Annotated in this window: 17 protein-coding genes; 7 read left to right on the top strand and 10 right to left on the bottom strand. The window is 32.1% G+C overall.

What is annotated here, in order from left to right:
* Nucleotides 1-31 precede the first annotated feature (31 nt).
* Together Q0891_RS09685 and Q0891_RS09680 are read left to right on the top strand one after the other, a co-directional pair.
* Entirely contained in the window at nt 32-991 is a 960-nt protein-coding gene (locus tag Q0891_RS09685) for an aspartyl protease family protein (protein WP_299101115.1), read from the top strand.
* Complete coding sequence (locus Q0891_RS09680) at nt 988-1,932, top strand: hypothetical protein (RefSeq protein WP_299101113.1); 945 nt, start codon at nt 988-990, stop codon at nt 1,930-1,932. Before Q0891_RS09685 ends, Q0891_RS09680 begins: the two co-directional genes overlap by 4 nt.
* Before the next feature lie 2 nt (nt 1,933-1,934).
* On the opposite strand, the gene Q0891_RS09675 is transcribed toward Q0891_RS09680, so the two are convergent.
* Together Q0891_RS09675 and Q0891_RS09670 are read right to left on the bottom strand one after the other, a co-directional pair.
* Nucleotides 1,935-4,265, bottom strand: a complete 2,331-nt coding sequence (locus Q0891_RS09675) for an ATP-dependent helicase (RefSeq protein ID WP_299101111.1) — start codon at nt 4,263-4,265, stop codon at nt 1,935-1,937.
* A gap of 98 nt (nt 4,266-4,363) precedes the next feature.
* A complete protein-coding gene (locus tag Q0891_RS09670; RefSeq protein WP_299101109.1) occupies nt 4,364-5,932 on the bottom strand; it encodes a hypothetical protein in 1,569 nt (522 codons plus the stop codon).
* A gap of 130 nt (nt 5,933-6,062) precedes the next feature.
* Here Q0891_RS09670 and Q0891_RS09665 point away from each other — a divergent pair, with 130 nt between their 5' ends.
* Nucleotides 6,063-6,584, top strand: a complete 522-nt coding sequence (locus Q0891_RS09665) for a hypothetical protein (RefSeq protein WP_299101107.1) — start codon at nt 6,063-6,065, stop codon at nt 6,582-6,584.
* A gap of 70 nt (nt 6,585-6,654) precedes the next feature.
* On the opposite strand, the gene Q0891_RS09660 is transcribed toward Q0891_RS09665, so the two are convergent.
* Together Q0891_RS09660 and Q0891_RS09655 are read right to left on the bottom strand one after the other, a co-directional pair.
* Nucleotides 6,655-7,539, bottom strand: a complete 885-nt coding sequence (locus Q0891_RS09660) for a patatin-like phospholipase family protein (RefSeq protein WP_173282192.1) — start codon at nt 7,537-7,539, stop codon at nt 6,655-6,657.
* Nucleotides 7,539-9,506, bottom strand: coding sequence for a M1 family metallopeptidase (locus Q0891_RS09655; RefSeq protein WP_299101106.1), 1,968 nt, complete (start codon nt 9,504-9,506; stop codon nt 7,539-7,541). Before Q0891_RS09655 ends, Q0891_RS09660 begins: the two co-directional genes overlap by 1 nt.
* Before the next feature lie 155 nt (nt 9,507-9,661).
* Between Q0891_RS09655 and Q0891_RS09650 the strand changes: the two genes are divergently transcribed.
* Entirely contained in the window at nt 9,662-12,199 is a 2,538-nt protein-coding gene (locus Q0891_RS09650) for a DUF559 domain-containing protein (RefSeq protein WP_299101105.1), read from the top strand.
* Between the two features lie 44 nt (nt 12,200-12,243).
* Nucleotides 12,244-12,825 carry a tRNA-(ms[2]io[6]A)-hydroxylase gene (locus tag Q0891_RS09645; RefSeq protein ID WP_299101215.1) on the top strand — a complete coding sequence of 194 codons (582 nt, stop codon included), beginning with the start codon at nt 12,244-12,246 and terminating at the stop codon, nt 12,823-12,825.
* Between the two features lie 161 nt (nt 12,826-12,986).
* On the opposite strand, the gene Q0891_RS09640 is transcribed toward Q0891_RS09645, so the two are convergent.
* The 5 genes from Q0891_RS09640 to Q0891_RS09620 form a co-directional block, all read right to left on the bottom strand.
* The gene (locus Q0891_RS09640) at nt 12,987-13,547 is read right to left on the bottom strand and encodes a type 1 glutamine amidotransferase domain-containing protein (protein WP_299101103.1); all 561 of its coding nucleotides are present in this window, start codon (nt 13,545-13,547) and stop codon (nt 12,987-12,989) included.
* Between the two features lie 73 nt (nt 13,548-13,620).
* Nucleotides 13,621-14,277 (bottom strand): SDR family oxidoreductase, encoded by a 657-nt coding sequence (locus Q0891_RS09635; RefSeq protein ID WP_299101101.1) that lies wholly within the window; start codon nt 14,275-14,277, stop codon nt 13,621-13,623.
* A gap of 7 nt (nt 14,278-14,284) precedes the next feature.
* A complete protein-coding gene (locus tag Q0891_RS09630; RefSeq protein ID WP_299101099.1) occupies nt 14,285-14,440 on the bottom strand; it encodes a YqaE/Pmp3 family membrane protein in 156 nt (51 codons plus the stop codon).
* Nucleotides 14,441-14,682: 242 nt separating this feature from the next.
* The gene (locus tag Q0891_RS09625) at nt 14,683-15,912 is read right to left on the bottom strand and encodes a peroxiredoxin (protein ID WP_299101097.1); all 1,230 of its coding nucleotides are present in this window, start codon (nt 15,910-15,912) and stop codon (nt 14,683-14,685) included.
* 139 nt (nt 15,913-16,051) lie between these two features.
* On the bottom strand, nt 16,052-16,861 hold the full coding sequence (locus Q0891_RS09620; protein WP_299101096.1) for a hypothetical protein: 810 nt from the start codon (nt 16,859-16,861) through the stop codon (nt 16,052-16,054).
* A gap of 166 nt (nt 16,862-17,027) precedes the next feature.
* On the opposite strand from Q0891_RS09620, the gene pheT reads away from it, so the two are divergent.
* Both pheT and Q0891_RS09610 read left to right on the top strand, forming a co-directional pair.
* Nucleotides 17,028-19,454, top strand: coding sequence for a phenylalanine--tRNA ligase subunit beta (gene pheT / locus Q0891_RS09615; protein WP_299101094.1), 2,427 nt, complete (start codon nt 17,028-17,030; stop codon nt 19,452-19,454).
* 187 nt (nt 19,455-19,641) lie between these two features.
* Nucleotides 19,642-21,174 (top strand): trypsin-like peptidase domain-containing protein, encoded by a 1,533-nt coding sequence (locus Q0891_RS09610; RefSeq protein WP_299101092.1) that lies wholly within the window; start codon nt 19,642-19,644, stop codon nt 21,172-21,174.
* A 309-nt stretch (nt 21,175-21,483) separates the two neighbouring features.
* Here the strand turns inward: Q0891_RS09610 and Q0891_RS09605 are convergent, their stop codons facing one another.
* Nucleotides 21,484-22,191: a hypothetical protein gene (locus Q0891_RS09605; RefSeq protein ID WP_299101090.1), complete on the bottom strand. Its 708-nt coding sequence runs from the start codon at nt 22,189-22,191 to the stop codon at nt 21,484-21,486.
* Between the last annotated feature and the right edge of the window lie 290 nt (nt 22,192-22,481).

Genomic DNA, 22,481 nt, shown 5'->3' with positions numbered 1-22,481 from the left:
AACATTTTAGAACATTAACAGTCTATTATACATGCATCAATCAATCAAAATCATCCTAGTCTTTTTAATTTCAACTAAGCTTTTTGCTACCGAAATTAAACCTCCGATCATTTTTACTAAAGCTGAAGTTGTAAACGCTTCAACCACTCGTATTCCATTTAAAATCATAGATCAACTCATTGTCGTTGAAGTAGAATTACTAGATAAAGAAGGTAATTTTATTATTGATACAGGTTCCGAAACCCTAATTTTAAATAGTGTTCACTTTAATTCCTCTAAACCCAACGTACAAGACGGAAAGCAAAGAAGTGGTGTACACAGTGATATAGAAAATGTAAAGGCTAAATTTCTAGATAAAATGAGTTTAGAAAACTTTAATTTAGAAAAATTAAAAGCCGATGTCATAGATCTATCGCATATTGAAAAAATTAAAAAAATAGAAGTATTAGGTATTATAGGCTATAGTATTTTGAAGGATTTTGAAATATTTATAGATATGCACCTTAATCAAATTACCTTAACTAAAACTGATAAACAAGGAAATCGATTATCGGAAAAGGTATATGCAGAGACCATACATGATAGCATCGATTTTAAATTAAAGAATCACACCATTATTGTAAATGCATTCATTGAAAACGAAAAAGTTCTATTCGGAATAGATACTGGTGCAGAGTATAATCAATTGAATAAAAACTTAGATTCAGAAATTTTAGACTACTTTTATCCTAGCAAAGAACTAAAGCTTACTGGTGCTAGTGGTAAGAAAATGACAGTTATGGCAGGAAATTTGTATAGAGTTAAATTGAACGACTCAATTTACTTTGGCCCAATGAAAACTGTCCTTACTAATTTAAAAAAAATGAATAGTGCATTTAGCACTAATCTCGATGGTATATTAGGCTTTGAATTTTTCGCTCAACAACGTACAATTATTAATTACAAAAAAAAGAAACTCTATTTTATTAAGTTTCCTATTATTGAGCCTTGAAAATAAAATCAAAATATCTATTTTTTCTAATCTTTTCATTATTATTCGCCTTTAAAACCATTGCTCAAAGTAAAACTATTAAGGGTTTTGATATAAAAGGAAAAGAAATAACTTTCCTATTTAATGTCAACGATTATCCTAATATTAAAAATAACGTTGAAAAAATTGATGATGTCTTTGTCTCAGGAGAGTTTAATAATTGGGCATTAGATCAATGGCCAATGACTCAGGTAAATGATTCTATTTACCAATTAAAAAAAGACCTCTCTATATTTACTTCAGATTTTGGTTGGGAATTTAAATTCATTGTGAATAGTAAACATTGGGCAGAGCCAACTAGCGATGTTGAAAACAGTGTAACCGCTGTAGACTACAATGGCTATTCTTTAATGGTGTATAATCTAAAATTTTACAGCGCCTTTGCAACGGACTATGGAAACGTGAGTTTTAAACTTAAAGGCTATAAGGACGCTAAAAAAGTTATTTTAAGTGGAACCTTTAATCGTTGGGATGAAACCGGTTTTGTAATGAAACCAACAGATGATGGTTGGATGGTAACATTACAACTAAATCCAGACATCTATGAATATAAATTTATTATAGATGGCAATTGGATTGAAGACCCACAGAATCCATCAAAAAAAGTAAACGAGTTCAATGGCTATAATTCTGTTATTGATGTACAGAAAAACGTAACCTTTAAACTCTGCGATTTTGAAGATGCAAATACAGTAATCTTAAGTGGCGATTTTAACAATTGGTCTGAGAATGATTACGTAATGACCAAAACTGAAAATTGCTGGACCTATACCAAAAGACTATCTGGTGGTAAACACCATTATAAGTTTATTGTTGATGGAAAATGGTTTACTGATCCTCACAACTCTGTTAAAGAGTACGATGGCGAAGGAAACATTAATTCGGTCTGTATGGTAAAATAAAATTACCCTCTCATAATTTGAAGCTTAGCAAAACGTAACAATAATTTTTTAGTATCGCCTTTCTGAAATTTAATTTCGGCTTTCGCGTCTGCACCTTTACCTTCTAATTTAATCACTTCTCCTCTACCAAAACGTTGATGATTAACTTTACTACCAACTTCTAAACTTGTATTTGTAGCGTCAGTACTACTGTCCGCTTTACTTACTGGCACCATTTTCTTGGGTGCACTAATTTCAAAATTCTCTGGCTTCGCTTTTATCTTCTTTTTTGGCATTTTTGCAGTTTTAGGTTTTGCAAATCTTACTTTATTAGGCTCTATATCTCCAAATATAGTAGCATCTAACATAGGATTAAATCGTTCTTTTAAAGGTGTTGTTATGTTTACAAATTCATCATCTATCTCTTCAATAAATCGGCTTGGTTCTGCGTCTATTAATTTTCCCCAACGGTATCTAGATAATGTATATGTTAAATAGGCTTGTTTTTCTGCTCTGGTTAAGGCAACATAAAATAATCTTCGTTCTTCTTCTAGCTCACTTCTGGTATTCATACTCATGGCACTCGGAAATAAATCTTCCTCCATACCAACAATAAAAACATGCCCAAACTCTAATCCTTTCGCTAAGTGAATTGTCATTAAAGCTACATGGTCAGGATCACCTTTATCGCCATCTAAATCTGTAGCTAAGGCAACATCTTCTAAAAATTCTGCTAAAGAATCGCCAGCATCAGCTAATTCCATTTGACCTTCAACAAAATCTTTTATACCATTGAGTAACTCCTGAACGTTATCTAGTTTTGTTACACCTTCTGGTGTACCATCTTTTCCAAGCTCTCTAATTAAACCACTAGTCTTGGTAACGTGTTCTGACAAATCAAAAGCATTCGCTGTTTGATTCATTACTTTATAACTCTCAATAAGCGTTACAAAATCTCTTAATTTGCCTTTAGTTCCATTATTGATGTTGATATTAACTGAATCAATATCCTTAATAAGATCATATATTGTTCTACCAGTTGCATTAGCAGCAACAATTAAACGATCTACTGTGGTTTGACCAATACCTCTTGCAGGATAATTAATAACACGTTTTAATGCTTCTTCATCTGCTGAGTTAAGTATTAGACGTAAATATGCTGTAACATCTTTTATCTCTTTGCGCTGGTAAAATGATAAACCTCCATAAATTCGGTAAGGAATATCTCGTTTTCTTAAAGCATCTTCAATCGCTCTAGACTGTGCATTGGTACGATATAGAACTGCAAAATCACTATTATGAAGTTGCTCATTCATTTTAGTTTCCCAAATAGTACTTGCTACATAACGCCCTTCATCACCATCAGTCAATGCTCTATGTACAATGACCTTTTCACCAACATCATTGGCTGTCCAAACTATTTTATCAAGTTTTGTTTTATTATGTTCAATTACTGAGTTTGCAGCACCAACAATATTTTTTGTAGAACGGTAATTTTGTTCTAGACGATACATTTTTACATTATCGTAATCCTTTTGGAAATTTAAAATATTATTGATGTTCGCGCCACGGAACGCATAGATACTTTGAGCATCATCACCTACAACACAAATGTTTTGAAAACGATCTGCTAAAGCACGTACTATTAAATATTGAGAGTGGTTTGTATCTTGGTACTCATCTACCAGAATATAACGAAACTTGTTTTGGTACTGCGCTAAAACATTTGGAAAACGCGTTAAAAGCTCATTGGTTCTTAATAATAAATCATCAAAATCCATTGCACCAGCTTTAAAGCATCGATCCACATATTCCTTATAAATTTCACCCATTTTTGGTCGTCTTGCCATAGCATCAGCTTCCATTAATTCAGGATTGCGATAATAGGCTTTAACCGTAATTAAACTGTTTTTGTATGAAGAAATTCTACTATAAACCTGCTTTGTTTTGTAAATATCCTTATCAAGTCCCATTTCTTTAATAATAGAACCCATCAACTTTTGAGAATCTTGTGTGTCGTATATAGTGAAGTTACTAGGAAAGCCTAAATGATGACCCTCAAATCGTAAAATCTTAGCAAAAACAGAGTGAAAAGTACCCATCCAAAGGTTCTTTGCTTCGCCATCACCAACAATATCAGCAATACGTCCTTTCATTTCTTTTGCTGCCTTATTTGTAAACGTTAAGGCTAAAATATTGAACGAATCAATGCCTTTACTCATTAAGTAAGCAATACGAAAGGTTAAAACACGTGTTTTTCCAGAACCTGCACCAGCAATTATTATCATAGGTCCATCGACCTGAATTGTGGGTTCTAGTTGTGCCTCATTAAGTTGACTGAGATATTTTTCCAAGCTTGTTTTTTTGAAGCTGTAAATTTACGGATAGTCTTATTCTTATCCGAATTGAAACACTACAAATATTAAAACAATATTATAAAATTGTAAAATAATTAGTTTTCCTTAGTCCCATCACCTGTCATTGCATCTAATAATCCTTGTCTAACATTTAACCAAACAAAATTAAATACAGATTTCGTTTTGTCTCTTTCTACCGCTTCATCTAATCCATATCTATAAATACTACCTTCGTCTCTACTATTGTCTTTAACAATTAAATTTACCAAGCTTGACAAAAATTTATTTCTCTCTTTTCCATTTTTCTTCAAAATAACAACCTCAAAATCATCGTATTTCATTTTTAAGTTAACACGCGAACTCTCTTTATTTCCACTAATTGTAAAATAAGTTTGCGCTAATGCGCCATTTAAATCTACATTAAGATTAGATTTTGAAAATTGATCTAATTGGTTCACTTCAAATACACCTAAATCTGCTTTAAACTCAAATTCATCTGATTCATTAGCCACAACAAAATTCCAATCTACTTTTAGAATTGAATTTTCCATAAATGTTGTATTGATTTCAATTTCCGTTGGCTGATTTGCGTTAATATTACTCACATTAGTTAATATGACTTCCATATTTGAAAAATCTAATCGACCTGCCGGATTTTCCATGTTCACTTTCTCTAAATAAGAGATCTTTCCGTTATCAATGTTAATTTGTTTTAGATCTAACTGAAAATCAAGATCACGTAGAATTGAAGCATAAAGTGGTTTATGGGTTATACCATCTGCGACTAACTTATCTCTATAAATTTCGGCCTCAGGTGTGTTTAATTTTATATGATCTGAAATTAAATAAAAGGCATCATTTTCATTAAACCCATAATCTAAACCTACGAAGTCAATTTCTTTTATGGATAAGTCAAAGTGATCTCGTTCAGTTTTTAAAATTCTAGAATATTCCGTTTTACCATATTTAGTTTTAATACTTAAGCTTTCTATGTCTATACTATTATTTGAAAATTTAAATAAACTTGCAGTTAAGATTTCAAAATCACTTATGGCATACATCAGGTCATTAGCTACTAAACTGAAGTCGCTATACTTAATTTGATTTTTTAAACCTTCTACGTGAGGATTTAATTCTAAATCATTTAAGTTAATCTTTAAAACAGGTACACTGACAATTATAGAATCTGTCTTGTAATCTGAGATAAGCACATTAGAATCATTGATGAGAATTTCATTTACACCTATGACTTGCTTAATGTTTTCTATAAAACTAGCCTGATATGAATCGTTTTTAACAACTGAATTGTGCTTATAATTAGCAATGAGTTGGTTAACAAAAATTTGATTAATGTCAATTTTATCATTAACTAAAAATTCCCAATAGCTTAGGTCATTCAATTCAATAGTTTTAGTTTTCGCATCAAGAATAATTTCGTTTGTATTTTTTCCTTTGACTTCTATTTTTGGCATAGTGACCTCTATATTACCCAACCAAATATTAGTATCTATAGACTTATAGTCAACCAGAACAGAATCAGGTAAATTAGCAATGGCCTTGGAGATTTTTTGCTCTAATACCATATTCAGTATAAAAGATAAGAGGATTGACACTAAGACTATTGTTGCAATAATAATTCCTGGTTTTTTATATTTTTTGGTCATAGTTTGATGCATAAATTTTCAGAATCTGTAAAATAAATTAACTTTACAAGTTGAAGCATCAAGATACGTTAATACACGTATTGGTTTTAACTTCAAACAAGTTATTCTTAACTCAAAAAAATCAATTGAAATGGATATCGATAAAATTATAGAGCTTATTTTTAGTATTGCACCTGCTTTAATTGTTGGTGCTATTGCATATTACTTTTTTAAGATGCATACTGACAATGAAAATAATAGAAGAAACTTTCTATTGCAAAAAGATTTACAGAAAGAAACCTTTCCATTACGTTTACAAGCCTATGAACGTATGGCACTTTTTTTAGAACGTGTTGCACCTTCTAAATTGCTTACAAGGGTTAACCCAACATCCTCAAATAAAGAAGATTACGAAGCATTACTTATTGCTACTATAGAACAAGAATTTGAACATAATTTATCTCAGCAAATCTATGTAAGTGACCAATGTTGGTCTATTACACAAGCGGCAAAAAACGCAACGATTCAACTTATAAGAAAAGCAACAATGCAAGAATCTACAGACTCTGCCACAAAGCTAAGAGAAGTTGTATTAACTGATTTAATGGATAAGCCTGCGCCAAGTGGTGCCGCATTAGCTTTCATTAAACAAGAGGTTAGTGAGATGTGGTAATTTTTTGAGATTACTAAACCTTATAGATTGTTGGAATATTAGAACTTCGTTAAAACGATTTACATAGAAACTATTTATCGTGACGTTTCTCAGCGTATTCATAACCTTCTCGCCACCATTTTTCCATAAGTCGTTTGCTAAAGATTAATGAATTTTCAGTGAGAGTTGTAGGAGTGTAATAGAGATTCAATTTTACATTTCTATGCTTTGCAGCCAACTTACCTATTATTATATCATTTTTCTCTACCTGATCTAACAGGTGACCAAAAAGGCTTATCATTAACGAAAATGGGTTTTTACCCAATACCTTTTGCTTTCCTAAAGTTTCCGCTTCTAGCACTATGGCATCAATTTCTGTTGCGCCTCTTAAAATTGCTTCTCTAATAGGAATAACACTACCTAAGCCACCATCTGCATATTCATAACCATCTACTTTGGCTAAAGACATAAAAGGAATGTAATTACATGAAATCCAAATCCAATTACAAAACTCTTCATAAGAACACTCTTGTATAGATTTATACTCCACACGGTTCATTGATAAATTTGAAACAGTGACGACAACATCATGCTTTTCTTTTCTAATTTTTAAATATTCCTCATAGGTTACATTTTTTCTAATGTGTTTTCTTAAGGCTTTACTCTCTCCGAACGTTCGCTTTCGCCTAATAAATTGCCATAACGAATTAATAAAATCTATTGAAACATACTCTCTATCGCCTTTTTTACGTTGCACGAATGGACTTATACTAAAAATATCAGTCTGCTGTACATTTGTAAAAATATCATAAAGCTTACCTATTTCATTTACCGCTAGATGTGGCACCAACAAACTACCTGTTGAAGTCCCTAAAAACATATCGTAATTATGTTTTTCGCGTTCCATTAAATACTGTGCAACACCACCAGCAAATGCACCTTTACTTCCTCCTCCAGATATGACTAATGCTCGCATTAATTTTTGTTTTCTTCTATTTTTTTAATTAAATCTTTTGCAAACTTAACCATTCTCCAGTTATGATGCGATTTCGCTTTTTCTAATTCAGAAATACAGTCTTCGTCACAAGATTTCATTAAGTAAAGGTAATTAAATGCGCTCATTCTTAATTCTGCATTATATTTTTCTCCAGTATATTGTTTTAATTCATTAAAGAGTTCATATTTATTATCGGCTTCGTAGAATGGCGTGTTTAAATTTAAAACTATCCATAATAGACGTACATTTTTATCGCTAAAACCAACAACATCTCTCGTTTTAGATAAGTATTTAGCACGATCTGCCGGAAAACTAGTCCAAAGATTATACAATGCACTTTCTATAGTAACATACGATTTATCGTCTAACAATGTCTCATACTCTGATTTTAAAGCTAAAGGAATTTTTGTTACATGTTGCGCAATCGCCTGTCTTACTTTCAAACCGTTTTTAAAGGTATCTGCTGTTACTAAGTCTGGTACTTGAGAAATAATCTTAGCTTTAGCTTCATCTGAGATATAGTACTTAAGTTGCTCTGCACATTTAGAAGACTGCGCTTCGCAATCTACTATTGCATATTCATTCACAAACACAGATTGCTTTTTTAGAATTTCAAACGCCTGTTCGTATGGAAAATCTTTATTTACAATCCAATAATTCACAAAGCTGGTTAACGATTTACCATAAACTTTTTGGACTTCAGCGATAAAATCTTTGGTTTCTACATTGCCAAACTGATACTTTGTTAGATAGTTTTTTACTGCTTTTTTAAACACAGCATCACCGACTTTATCTTTCAAAGCATGCAACACAAAAGCACCTCTTTGGTAAAAGGTTAAACTACTGGCTTTCTCGTCTAGTAATGACGTGCCATTACCAGTTAAATCTTGCCGACTTAAATCGAGTACGTTTTCTAATAATTTAAAATAAAAATAGTCATCACCAAAAATATCGCGTTCGGCCAAAAGTGCGTAATACGTTGCAAAGCCTTCTTGCAACCAATGGTGCTTCCCAGATTTTGCCGATACCAAATCTCCAAACCATTGATGCGCTAACTCATGTGCATTAACATTCACATAATTTTTATCATTAAACCCAATAGAATCTACCACAAAAGCATCTGAAAAAATGGTTAAACTTGTGTTTTCCATACCTGAATATAAAAAATCGTGAACAGGAACTTGTTTATAATTCTGCCAAGGAAAAGGAAAACCAATTTCTTCTTCTAAAAAATCGAACATCTGTTTTGAATAACGATACGTAGGTTCAAACTTTAAAGAATCTTCTGGGTAATAGTAATATTCTAATGGAATTCCAGATTTAGACGTTTCAGTTTTCTTATCGTATTTACCAATTGCTAATGCTACTAAGTAGCTAGACATTGGTTTTTTCATGTTGTATTTCCAAGTTGTTAAAGAATCTCCAACTTGCTTATCTACTAACACGCCATTAGCAAGTGCCTCAAAACCGTTTGGGTAAGTTATTGAAATATCAAATTCAATCTTATCATTGACATCATCTATACTTGGCAACCAATTACTTGTGTATTTCCCTTGACCTTGAGTCCAAATTTGAAAATCATTATTTTGTTTCGTAAAATACAGTGCTTTCTTAGGCTTTGAAAAACAAATCATTGTGAAGTTATAGATTTGTCCGATTTCAAACTCACTACTTCTTATAACAATTTTATCATTTCCTAAAGAGCCAATTCCGCCTTTAAAACTACTATCATGAAGTTCATAGTGATACGTGTTTTTTGCATCTAAATAAATAGAATCTACCTTTTTTAATATTTTGAAAGTGTATTTAGCTTTGAATATAATTTCCTTCTTTTCTGGTTGAAACTCTAATCCTGCATCGACTGAAATAAAATCAACATAATCCGTTTGCTGAGCAAAGGAAACACTGGTAATAAAAACAAATAAATAGATAATAGAATTCTTCATAACTAGATATAAAACAAGAATAAGACCAAAATAGAGATTTTATACCATTACTAAAAAGTTAGCTCATAGAAATAACATAAATTTATAGATTATACAGCTTGTACTGTATCACAAAAAGATTCCTGCTTTCGTTGGAATTAATTAAATTCGCATCTATGAGTGTGAATTTACAAACTCCCATTGATTACCTCAAAGGTGTTGGCCCAAACCGCGCAGATTTATTGCGTTCGGAGTTAGGTATTCAAACGTATCAAGATCTCATCAACTTATTCCCAAATCGATACATAGACCGCACACATTATTACAAAATAAATCAGTTACTACGTAATGGTGCTGAAGTACAGATTATAGGCAAATTAATGGGCTTTAGAGAAGTGGCTCAAAAACGTGGCAAACGTTTAGTTGCTGACTTTAGAGATGACACCGGACAAATGGAATTGGTTTGGTTTCGTGGTCAGAAATGGATAAGAGAAAGTCTTAAACCAGGACAAACCTATGTGATTTTTGGAAAAACCAATTGGTTTGGCGGAAAATATAGTATGCCACATCCAGAAATTGAATTGCAAAAAGAACACGAAAGTAATCTGCGTTCTGCCATGCAGGCCATTTATCCTTCAACCGAAAAATTATCTAATAAAGGGATTACAAACAAAATAACATCCAAAATAATGCAGCAATTATTTTTGGAAACTAAAGGTCGTTTTGTTGAAACATTACCAGATTCTATTTTGAAAGAATTAAAATTAATTTCAAAATCTGAAGCACTTTTTAATATTCATTTTCCGAAGACTCCAGAACTTTTAGCAAGAGCAAAATTTAGGTTAAAATTTGAAGAATTATTCTACATTCAACTGCAATTAATTATTAAAAATCTCATTCATAAATCTAAAATAAAAGGCTTCCAATTTGATAAAGTCGGTACTTATTTTAATAGCTTCTACAAAGACCATTTACCCTTTGAATTAACCAACGCACAGAAACGCGTCTTAAAAGAAATTAGGCACGATTTGGGTAGTAACGCACAAATGAATCGGCTTTTACAAGGCGATGTAGGTTCTGGCAAGACTATAGTTGCATTCATGTCAATACTCATGGGACTTGACAACGATTTTCAATGCTGCCTCATGGCTCCTACTGCTATTTTGTCAGTTCAACACTACCAAGGATTAAGTGAGCTATGCAAACCATTAGGAATCAGTATTTCACTACTTACAGGTTCAACTAAAACTTCAGAACGAAAAATTATTCATGAAAATCTAGAAAACGGCAGTTTACAACTCTTAATTGGCACACATGCGCTTCTTGAAGACAAAGTAAAATTTAAGAATTTAGGACTCGCAATTATTGATGAGCAACATCGATTTGGTGTAAAACAGAGAAGTAAATTATGGCATAAAAGCCCACCTCAATCCTCCCAAAGGGAGGAAGCCAAAAACGTGCTAAAAAAATATATGACCGCTCGTCCTTCGGCTTACAATTTGATGAAAACATTTCAGCAAGAAAACAAAAAAAATAGTACTGAAGCAGAACGAATTTTACGGGAATGTTTAAGAGCTAAAAAATTAGATTTCAAATTTAGGCGTCAACATATTATTGATGAATTTATTGTAGATTTTGTTAATCTCGAAAAAAACTTAGTCATCGAAGTTGATGGAGGATATCATAACAGTTTACAACAACAAGAGGTTGATGAAATAAGAACATTAATATTAAAAGACTTAGGCTTTAAAGTTATTCGATTCTCAAATGAACAAGTCATTGGAGACATAGATAATGTAATAAGCCATATAGAAAAGCAGCTAAAAAGTCTCCCTTCTGGGGAGATTAGAGGGGCAACTATTCCGCCGCATATTCTTGTAATGACCGCAACACCAATTCCGAGAACCTTAGCGATGTCTGTTTATGGCGACTTAGATATTTCAATTATTGACGAATTACCAGCTGGAAGAAAACCGATAAAAACAGTTCATAGATATGATAATAATCGCCTAAAAGTTTTCAAGTTTATGAAAGACGAAATTGCTTTAGGTCGACAAATTTATATCGTCTATCCATTAATTCAGGAAAGCGAAAAAATGGATTATAAAGATTTAATGGATGGTTATGAAAGCGTTTCTAGAGAATTCCCAATGCCAGATTATCAAATTTCAATTGTACATGGAAAAATGAAACCTGCCGATAAGGATTACGAGATGCAACGTTTTGTAAAAGGTGAAACCCAGATAATGGTAGCCACAACTGTTATAGAAGTTGGTGTAAATGTACCAAATGCTTCTGTAATGATTATTGAAAGCGCAGAACGTTTTGGCTTATCTCAATTACACCAGTTACGAGGACGTGTTGGTAGAGGCGCAGAACAAAGCTATTGTATACTAATGACGAGTCACAAACTCAGCCAAGATAGCAAAACAAGATTAGAAACTATGGTACGTAGTAGTGATGGTTTTGAAATTGCAGAAGTAGATTTAAAATTACGTGGACCTGGCGATATTATGGGCACACAACAAAGCGGTATACTAAACCTTAGAATCGCAGATATTGTAAAAGACAAGGATATTCTAGAACAAGCACGTTATTATGCAAAAAACATATTAAAAAACGATCCTAGTTTAGCTGCACCACAGCACCAAGCGATTTTAAATACCTACAGACAAATGAGTAAGTATAAAAACATATGGAATTATATTAGTTAGAAACAACTTTCAATTTATCCATTAAAAACAATTATATAATGAGCATGCTACATCTAAAATTAGAAACCGACCCAAGATGGGCAACTATTGCTGAAGAAAACCTTGAAGAAATACTTACAGATCATGCCTGGTGTGAGCAAAAAGCGGCAACGAATGCCATTACTATTATCGCTAATAACTCTCAGTACGAGGACTTAGTTACAGATTTACTTGAGTTAGCTAAAGAGGAATTAGAGCACTTTCAAATGGTTCATGATATTATTAAAAAACGTGGTTACAAATTAGGAAGAGAGCGTAAAGACAGCTATGTCAACGAACTGTATAAATTTATGAATAAAGGTGGTAGCCGTCTTAAAAGTATGGTAGACAGACTGCTATTTTCAGCTATGATAGAAGCGAGAAGCTGTGAACGCTTTAAACCCCTCTCAGAACGCATAAAGGATAAAGAACTATCTAAATTTTACCACGAATTAATGATTAGCGAAGCTGGCCATTATACCATATTTATAACTTTCGCAAGAAAGTATGGTAAAGATATAGATGTAGATAAGCGCTGGCAAGAATTAGTGGAGTTTGAAGGTAAGGTTATTAAAAGCTACGGAAAGTCTGAATCTATACACGGCTAAAATCTTTTTACTTCTGTTAAAGCTGTAAGAAAAGATTAAGTCCAATTATTTATAAATCAGCTTGAAATTATGAATAACGAAACTATTTCACTCTGATATAAGACAAAAAAAGGAAGCACACGATGTACTTCCTTTTCTCTCTTCTTCAAAGCAATTTTATATTATGCTACTTGCTCTTCATGCTTACCCTCGTAAACCTCTTCTACCAATTTAGCATTGAAGGCTGGTAAATCTTCTGGCGAACGACTTGTTACTAACCCAGAATCTACTACAACTTCTTCGTCTACCCAATTTGCACCTGCATTAATTAAATCGGTCTTAATAGAGTCATACGATGTGACTTTTCTACCTTTAAGAACATCTGCCTCTGCCAACAACCATGGAGCATGGCATATTGCTGCTACTGGCTTATGATTCTCAAAAAATGATTTCACAAAATTTACTGCATCTTCATTTTTTCTTAAAATATCAGGATTTATTTGTCCTCCTGGTAACATTAAAGCATTATAGTCTTTCTGATTGACTTCATTTAATGTTTTATCTACTTTATATGAGTTGCTCCAATTACCATCAGCCCAACCTTTTATTTCTCCCGATTCTAAAGATACAATATGGACATCTGCTCCTGCGTTTTCCAAGGCCTGTTTTGGTTCTCTTAATTCGCTTTCTTCAAATCCGTTTGTTGCTAAAATTGCTACTGTTTTTTTATTTAAATTTTCCATTTTTGTGTATGTGTTTTAATTTGTGTTTAATTCTAATTTTAAATTGTAATAATTTTTAAATCATAGGTAAACCCTAATTAACACTCGTACTTAACTCATTATTTTGTAAACTATTCATCGCTTCTCCTATTACAGTCTCGCCCTGAATAATTTCAAAGGTTTTATTATTTGGCGCATCATCATGCAGTGCTTTTACTAGAGTTTGTGCCACATCTGCTCTACTAATTTCGCCTTGTTTATTTAATTTTTCGCTCAATTCAATCTTACCATTTCCTTCAGTATTATTTAAAGTTCCTGGTCTCACAATTGTATAATTTAATTCACTAGCTCTGAGATGCTCATCTGCATTTTGCTTCGCTTTCATGTAATCTTCCATTCCATCTACGGCATCAGGATTATCTGCTCCCATTGTACTTAACATTACAAACTTTTTAACGTCAGCCATTTTAGAAACTGCCATTAATCGTTTGGCACCTTCTTGATCTACCTCAACAACATTTTTCCCGCCAGATCCTGCCGCAAAAAGCACTTTATCTACGTCTTTTACTGCATGTGTAAGATCTTCTGTTATATCTGCCAATACAGTGCTTACACCTTGTACTTTAAATTGTTCTAATTGATCTTCTTTTCTAACCATTGCAATAGGGTTAAAATATTGCGATGCTTTTAAAAGGTTCACTATTTTTTTTCCTGTGGTACCATTGGCACCAGCTACTAAAATATTCTCCATAATTTTTTTATTTACTATTAACATAAAACGCATAAATAACGCCTGGTAACCATCCTACAATTGTTAATAGAATGCTAATTAGAAACTCAGTACCTACACCATGCTTTAAAAAAACTGCTAACGGTGGTAATAGAATGCTAAGGATAATTGTTAATAATGACATAATATGTGTTTTATTGGTTCGAGTCAAAATTATAGAGAATTAAAGCTTCTGTTTAGCGCAAATGAATGCGATATTGATTCAAATACTAAATTGGGAAAACTTTAATACTTATAAGCAATGAAGCCCAAATACGAGAATGCAAGGGCTTAACTATAAACTATGAAGATATCAGTAAGAGTGAGATAGAAATTTAAGAAAAACTTATTTATCCTGATGGTTATGTAAAAATTTTGAAGTTTTAATTATTCGCTTAATAACTGATTAATAAAATCGCTAAACTCTTTCTTAAATTCAATATACTTATTACCTGTTGCAGGACCATTAAAACCCGTATGTATCTTTCTTACCTTTCCCTTTTTATCTAAGAAAATAGTTGTTGGGTATGATAATACATGATTTAACATTGGCAGTTTTTCTTGCGCCTTGGCTTTATCAGATGTTCCATATTGTGCTAATAGAATCGGATATTCTATTTCTATTCTAGATTGTAAACGATCTATACTTTTAAAGGCTGTCTCTTTGGTTTTAGCGTACTCAAATGCTAAAGCCACAAATTCTATATCCTTGTTTTTATTCTTTTTATAAAACTCTGAGTAGTATTTACTTTCGTCTAAACAATTAGGACACCATGTGCCCATAATTTGTACAACAACCACTTTATCCTTGAAACGATCATCTATAATAGAAATTTCTTCATCCGATGTATTAGGAAATACAAAATCAATACTATCATAACCTTCTTTTAAAAACGTAAGGTTATTAGAATTTGGTAGTTCATAATTTTTGTTGCGTTTAGCCACAAAAGGTTCTCTCCAGTGGTTACCAGAATAAAAAACACCTTGCATTGTAGAATCTGTAACCGTTGCTGTAAATAAAAAGGCATGTGCACCATCAAAAGTAGATAGCTGCATTTCGTTTCCATCCATTACACCTTCAAGATATCTATAATCTCCTGTTGTCGTTCTAAAGGTTCCTGTTACTTTCTGCCCTTCTTGTTTAAAAACCCCTTTAGCAATATATTCATCTTCTGCTATGTCTTCACTAAAAACAGTTTCCCAGATTCCTGAAACATTAGCACTTGGTTTATTAGTTGTTTCAAAACGCGTATCATTATTATACTCTGCAAAGAATGGCACTATTCTACCTAAACTTTCTTTAATAAAACTACCTTTTAGATTATTACCTTCAAACTTTGCTGCAATGTAGCCTTCAAAAACAGGTGTCTCAATAAAAACAGAATCATTTCTGTATGCTATTTCATTGACCTCTATGATCTCTTCAGCATTAAAAATATGTAATTCCGTTGGCGACTTTACTTCAAAATTAAACGGTAATTCTTTATTATCCTTTACTTTTAGTGTAGCTCTGTATGTTCCCGTTTTTAATTCTTGTGCTTTTAGTATGTTAGAATTATTCTCATCTTTACAAGAAAACATAAGTAGTACAAAAACACTTACTATAATATATCGCATAATGGTTTGGGTAAGATTTTAATTTATTTTTTATAATTCTTGTGGCTTTATATTTAAAACAATAGCCCTATATCGAATGCCTCGCAACAACATCATTGGTCGTGCAAAATTTCTAAAATTACAGAAGCACTAATTTTAATTATGGAAGCGTTATTGAAACCTTCCCGTTTAAAATTTCATCATCATTTAAAAGCGTATTGCAAAAAATAAGTGTTAGGGTTTGTCCATCGTTTTCCACAAATAATTCCGTTTCTGAGGTGGAATTATATTCTATAAACACCTCATTGGTAGACTTCACCAATTCTCGTTGAATATAGGTTATATCAAATCCATAATTCACACCATAATATTGACCTGTCTGTGGATATCCATTGTCTAACTCATTAAAATTAATCTGAAATATATCTGGCCAAATCCCAAATCTAATACCAACATTTCCTTCATCGCAGCATTGTGGTTCTTCTATGGTAGCATACGCAGTTCGCCAATTGCCGTTGAGACTGTAATAATTGTTTTGCTGATAGGTGCATGGAATCTCTGATGTGGTAAATGATTCCCAATCTAATTTTTCATTATCTCCATTTTTAGAATAACAGGTGTAATAATATGTTGTGTTTGGAGATAATGAAGACATATCCATACTATAGGTTCTCATAGATGCTTCATAAGCAACGTCTTCTTCAATTATAAAAAACTGATCACTACTGGCATTAGTTTCACTACCAGTTCTAAAAATAAAGCCAACCTCGTAAGAATCTGATCCTTGATAATAATTATTAGAATTATCTATAAAACCGTTAAGTGTAACAGAATTTTGCGATGTATACGTTGCATAAGATTGTACTGGTGGTACATCAGAGGGTTCGTCATCTTCTCCTGTAATTTTGTCCACTACATCACATGAATATATGGTACAAGCAACAAATAGTAAGGCTAATAATTTTCTCATCTTAAATAATTGATTTTTGGTATCACAAATATATTGTATTCTATCATCATTATAAGTCATCAGCATAGAACAAAACAAATATCTTTAAGTAAAGCTTAAATTTTAATAATGGATGTTTCATTACCTATCAACTATTATTATCTTTGTGGCTTGACTAAATTATACTATGAAAATTTCATACAACTGGCTTAAACAGTTTATAAATACCGATTGGGACGCAGAGAAAACAGGAGATTTACTTACTGATCTTGGTCTTGAGATAGAAGGAATTGAAACCTATGAGTCTGTAAAAGGCGGCTTAAAAGGTATTATTGTTGGCGAAGTATTAACTTGTGAGCAACACCCAAATGCAGATCGTTTAAAAGTAACGACTGTAAATATTGGTACAGATGCGCCTCTACAAATTGTATGTGGTGCTCCTAATGTCGCAGCAGGCCAAAAAGTACCTGTAGCAACTATTGGTACAACTTTATATACTGCGGAAGGCGAAGCTTGGAAAATTAAGAAAGGTAAAATTAGAGGCGAAGAAAGCCATGGGATGATATGTGCCGAAGACGAATTAGGTCTTGGTGAATCACATGATGGTATTATGGTTTTAGATGATGCCACTTTGGTCGGTACGTTAGCAGCAGACTTATTTAAAATTGAAAATGATCAGGTTTTTGAAATAGGCTTAACGCCAAATCGGGCAGATGCCATGAGTCATTTTGGTGTTGCTAGAGATTTAAAAGCTGGTTTATTACAAAAAGAAGTGTCGTTAGAACTCATTACGCCTTCTGTAAGTTCTTATCACGTAGATGCAAGAGCATTAAAAATAGATGTTGATGTACAAGATTTAGAAAAAGCGCCTAGATATTGTGGTGTTACAATCTCCGATCTAAAAGTTGAACCTTCACCTGCTTGGTTGCAACATCGCTTAAAATCTATTGGTTTAGCACCTATTAACAATATTGTTGATGCAACTAACTACGTACTGCATGAACTTGGTCAGCCATTACATGCTTTTGATGCCGATAAGATATCTGGCAATAAAATTGAGGTTAAAACCTGCGAAGCTGGTACAAAATTTACCACTTTAGACGGTGTTGAGCGCGAACTCCATGAAGACGATTTAATGATTTGCGATGCTAAAAAACCTATGTGTATTGCTGGTGTTTTTGGCGGTTTAGATTCTGGCGTATCAGATCACACTACACGTATCTTTTTAGAGAGTGCCTATTTTAATCCGGTTAGCGTACGTAAAACTGCTAAACGACATGCTTTAAACACCGATGCTTCGTTTAGATTTGAAAGAGGAATTGATCCTAACATTACAGAGTATGCGCTAAAACGTGCTGCTTTACTTATCATAGAAATTGCAGGTGGCGAAATTACAAGCGATATTGTAGATGCATACCCAAAGAAAATTAAAGATTTTGAGGTTAGATTAAGTTTTGAAAATGCTAAAAAATTAATAGGAGAAGAAATCCCTAAAGAAACCATTAAAAGTATTCTTACATCTTTAGATATAAAAGTAAATAACGTCACGGAAACAGGTTTAGGTTTAACCGTACCTGCTTACAGAAATGATGTACAGCGCGAAGCGGATATAATTGAAGAAATCCTAAGAGTTTACGGTTATAATAATATTGCAACAACAACAAAGTTGAATGCATCTATTTCTAATTCATCACGCTTTGAAGATTATAAACTTCAAAATGTCATTGGCAATCAATTAGCGTCTCAAGGGTTCTATGAAATTATGGCCAATTCTTTAACGTCGCCCAAATACATAGAATTAAGTGATGATTTAAATGAGGAGCATAATGTAAAAATGCTAAATCCTTTAAGTAATGATTTAGAAGTAATGCGACAATCTTTATTATTTTCTGGACTAGAGGCCGTTGCACACAATATTAATAGAAAACGAGATGATTTAAAATTATTTGAATTCGGAAAAACATACCATCACTATTCTACATCTCGAGAAGAGCACAAGCACTTATCACTTTTTGTTACAGGAAATAAAGCTGAAGAGCGTTGGAATTCTAAAGCTAGTCAAACCGATTTTTTCTACCTTAAAGGATCCATTGTAGTTGCATTAGAGCGTTTAGGTTTAACAAAATTAAAAACCTCTCCTGTAAAATCTGATATTTTTAGTGAAGGCATGAGCTTTTCAATAGGTAAAAAGAAGATGGTAGATTTTGGCTTAGTAAAAAAATCGGTTTTAAAACCTTTTGGAATTTCTCAGAACGTATTATTTGCAGATTTTAATTGGGATAACGTGATTGAAATGGCAAAACACAATAAAATTAAGTTTAGCCCAATACCAAAATACCCTGAAGTTAGGAGAGACTTTGCTCTGTTATTGGATGATAAAATCACATTTGAAGAAATAGATACTATAGCCAAACAAACCGAAAGAAATTTACTTAAAAGCGTGAATTTATTCGATGTTTATGAAGGTAAAAAATTGCCATCTGGTAAGAAGAGTTATGCCGTAAGTTTTATTCTTCAAGATGAAAATAAGACGTTAAACGATAAGCAAATAGATAAAATAATGTCTAAGCTGCAATCTAATTTTGAAACTAAACTAGGTGCAGAATTAAGATAACCTTTACGTATAAAACGATATAAGCCTCAGGTTCAACAACTTGAGGTTTTTTTGTGCTATTTTTAAAATAACCTGTACTTTAAAATAAGTAGGCTTTAAGAATTATTTAAGATATTAGTAGCGACCTACTTGCGATAAACCCTCACTTCTTTTATATTGCAGTACTAATTAATCAATCGCTTAAAATATGAAAAAGATCTTAATCTTACTTATTGCAGCACCTCTGTTATTTAACAATTGTGCTTCCATCTTAAATGGTAAAGTTCAAAAGAATGTTACCGTTAGAACTAAAAATGCTAAATCTAAAGTTTACGTGGATGGTTCTAGCCAAGGAACAGGAAGGGCTGTAAAATCTAAAATGAACAGAGATGCTGACGTAAAACAAATTAGAATTGAAACTGAAGGTTACAAAGATCAGTATATTATTCATTATCAAAACCAAAAATCGCCTTTATACATTATGTCTTGGGTTCCTTTTGGGATCTTATTATATCCTCCATTTTTAGATGTTAGTTCTAAAAGTTTTAATTATAAAAAAGAGATTTCAGTAAGAGAAAAACTGATTCCAATTAACGAAAAAGAAGAAGATGACAAATATTTATTTGTTTCAAATACAGCTTTTGATATTGGAGAAGATGACTTAAAAATTAGAAAAATTAGACACCGTTCTTTAAAAAAGAATAAGAAGAATAAGTTTAAGGATATAGATTCTAACTCAGAAGAAGTAAATTTTGATAATTCAATCTTTACAGATGCTTTAAATGAAATATTAGTTAACTATAAATATACAGATACTACTAATACTATTTTTAAGAGTAAAACCAATTCGTCTTATTTAAGTGCTACAGTAAAGAAGCTAGATTTACAACACGTATACCAAACAGCCGCAAGAAGTTACATGAGTTTCTTAAAATCTGAAATAGAAATTGAGTGGGATTTTCAAGATGTTTATGGACAATCTTTATATAAGCGTAAATACAAATCGTTATCAGGAGAATTTTCTTATGATCATTATGGAAAAGAAACGATTCTACTTTCTGTAAAAGATGCTATTTCTACATCATTCTTAAAATTTATTGCTGATTCAAAAGTGAAAAAATTACTTAAAAAAGGTAGTGATGTTGAAGACAAATTAGATGTATTATCACTAGAAAAAGGTACATTAGTATCTAGCTTAAGTGATGCTATTGAATCTTCTGTAACTGTAAAAGTAAACGAAGGTCATGGTAGTGGATTAAAAATTAGCCAAAACGGCTACATAATTACTAACTTCCATGTGGTTGCAAAATCGAAAGAAGATATTACGGTTATCTTAAAAGATGGTACTGAAATGGAGGCCCAATTAGTTCGCCAAAACGAGCAATTAGATTTAGCTCTAATTAAAGTTGATGCAACTTTTGATAAACACTTTAATATTCCTAGTACTAAAAACTATTCTGTAGGAGATGATATATTTGCTGTTGGTACACCTAAATCTATTGAGTTGGGACAAACATTAAGTAAAGGAATTATTTCCGGAGAAAGAACAAACACTGAAGTACAATTAATACAAACTGATGCTAGTGTTAATGGAGGAAACAGTGGTGGTCCATTAATTAATAGTGATGGTCAACTTTTGGGTGTTGTTAACTCTAAATTATCTGGATTTGGAATAGAAGGTTTAGGTTTTGCTATACCTGCTGAACTTATTTTAGAAGGCTTATCTATTCAAATTAAATAAAAGTATTGACGTAAATCTCTTTTAAACAGGAGTGTTACTACATATTAAGCCTCATAAGTATTACACCATAAGTAATATTTGTGAGGTTTTTTCTATTTCTAGCCTTTACAATTCAATTATTATATAGTGACAAAATAATAACCCTACCCTACTTTAGGGTTTAGATTAATTCTAGCAGGTACGTTTACTATTTGTGATAATAAATATTCGAAAATCCAATTATAAATATTTATAGACATAAAAAAGCCTTTAAACAATTATGCTTAAAAGCTTTCTATATGTAATACATTAAGTTATTTGTTCAACAAATTATACTTGCTCTGACCCAAAATTAAATTGAATAGATTTAAACTTCATTTCAACATAAGAGATTAAAGCATAAAAGAATACAGCTGCTCCAGACATTTCCAAGAATTCTTCAAAAGTAAACATCAATGCGTAAGTTATAGTTTCCTCTCCATGCACTTCAGCATGCATTCCTCCTAGCATTTCCATACCAACAGCACCCGAAACAAATAACACACCTGCTAAAATAAATAGCTTTAAAATTCTTTTTGGTAAGCGCATCATAAATTTAAAATAAGCGATACCAAGAATAATAACTACAGCTACATAAGGAATAAACCATGCAAAATATAATAAACCAGATGTATTAAAAAGAGCTTCCATTGGTGCTCTAAATTGTTCATGAATCTGAATCATTTCATCTAAAGAAATGAATACAAATATTGCTGACAAACCTAGCCAATGCCAAAACTTTTCTCCAAGAGCTTTGCAACCATAAGCTATAAACGCCAATAAAATAGCATCACCCAATAGCACTAATGCAGAAAAATATGTTGGTAAATTAGCTTCTAGATTTACACTAAAGAGTTTTACCAGCAATCTTGTTACTTTACTTTCCATACCAGCTGTATTAAACAACAGGTAAATAGCGAATAAATTACCTAGAATCAATAAGATAATTCCAATAAATAAATTGCGAAGAACTTTAGTATTTCGAACTTGAAATTTCATAAAAATTGAGTTTATATTCTTACACCATTCACTGATAGTTATAAGAATATGAATTAGATTGATAGCTTAAAGCCGTCGAAGGTAAAATATTTGCCTAATTGGACTCAATAAATTATTCAAACGACAAATAACTTCGATTAAAGGTTTTCACTGCGCTGTACATAAATAATTAAAAATCTGAATGACAACAACTTAACATTACACATTAATGCATTTTTATTCTCTAAATATTATATAAAATTTAATAGAATTGCTTGTAAAAGTTCTTATTTTTAACATTCAATAAAACT

This window comes from uncultured Winogradskyella sp. (assembly GCF_947498005.1).
In the GTDB taxonomy this organism is placed as follows: domain Bacteria; phylum Bacteroidota; class Bacteroidia; order Flavobacteriales; family Flavobacteriaceae; genus Winogradskyella.
This window is presented reverse-complemented; position numbering and strand designations above follow the sequence as displayed.